This is a genomic window from Sporomusa sp. (genome assembly GCF_057736855.1).
The window spans coordinates 1-1,251 of record NZ_JBYKYF010000452.1; the positions used below are offsets into that span (position 1 = coordinate 1).

Sequence of the window (1,251 nt, forward strand, 5' to 3'; positions counted from 1 at the left end):
CTTGTAAAAGACCCCAATAAAAAAAGAACTCCTCTTGCAAAAGGGAAGATAACTTTTAACGCAGAAGATATTTTGGAAGACGAGGAAATAGATGTTGTGGTAGAAGTGATGGGGAAAGAGCATCCCGCTTTAGAATATATAACAAAAGCATTACAAAAAGGCAAACATGTGGTAACTGCCAATAAAGAAGTCATAGCAAAGCACGGAAAAGACCTTATAAAGCTTGCTACAGAAAAGAAAGTGCACCTTCTTTATGAAGCCTCCGTAGGAGGCGGAATTCCCATCATAAGGCCTTTGAAGCAGTGCCTTGCTGCGAACAAAATATACGAGATAAAAGGAATTTTAAACGGTACTACCAATTACATTTTGACGGAAATGAAAGAGAAAGGCCTTGACTTCGATGATGTTTTAAAAGATGCGCAGCAAAAAGGGTATGCAGAGGCAGACCCCACAGACGATATAGAAGGTTTTGATGCGGCGAGAAAGCTTGCCATTTTGTGCATGCTGGCTTTTAACAAATTTGTTCTTCCAGAAAAAATCTACACAAAAGGGATAAATTTTATTTCTAAATCAGATATACAGTATGCAGAAGAGATGGGTTATACCATAAAGCTTCTGGCCTATGCCAGAATTGACGAGAAAGAACGCTTAGAAGCCTGGGTTCATCCCGTCATGATAAGAAAGACCAACCCTTTAAACGGAGTCAATGGCGTTTTCAATGCAATACTTGTGGATGGAAATGCGGTAGGAAAAGTTATGTTTTACGGGCAAGGCGCTGGCATGATGCCTACTGCCAGCGCAGTGGTTGCCGACATAATGGATGTGAAAAATCACATAGTAATACAAAATGGCTGTGAAGAGGTAGACTTAATACCTATTGAAGATACTTTTTCCAAATACTATATAAGGCTTATCGCTTTTGACAGGCCTGGTGTCATGAGCAAAATCACAGGAGTTTTGGGAAATAAGGGGATAAGCCTTCTTTCAGTAGTTCAAAAAGGGTCTTTGGGAGAGACAGCGGAAATTGTATTGGTGACTCACATTGCAAATACAGGTAAGGTTTTGGAAGCTTTGAAAGAGATAGAGGAGCTAAAGGAAGTAGAAAAAATAGAAAGTGTGATAAAAGTGAGGGAAGATTAAAATGGCGTACGAAGGAATTATAAAAGCTTATAGAGAGTTTTTGCCTCCCATAAAGGATGAAAATATTGTCACGTTAAAAGAGGGCAACACACCTTTAATTGAAGCTTTTAA

General features: G+C 39.1%; 2 protein-coding genes. Both read left to right on the top strand.

Annotated elements, in window-relative coordinates; genetic code table 11:
- A partial coding sequence (locus AC29Z1_RS17525) for a homoserine dehydrogenase (RefSeq protein WP_488272727.1) occupies positions 1-1,140 on the top strand: 1,140 nt, incomplete at its 5' end.
- Position 1,141: 1 nt separating this feature from the next.
- Positions 1,142-1,251, top strand: a 110-nt coding sequence (locus AC29Z1_RS17530; RefSeq protein WP_488272729.1) for a hypothetical protein, incomplete at its 3' end; no start/stop codon positions are given.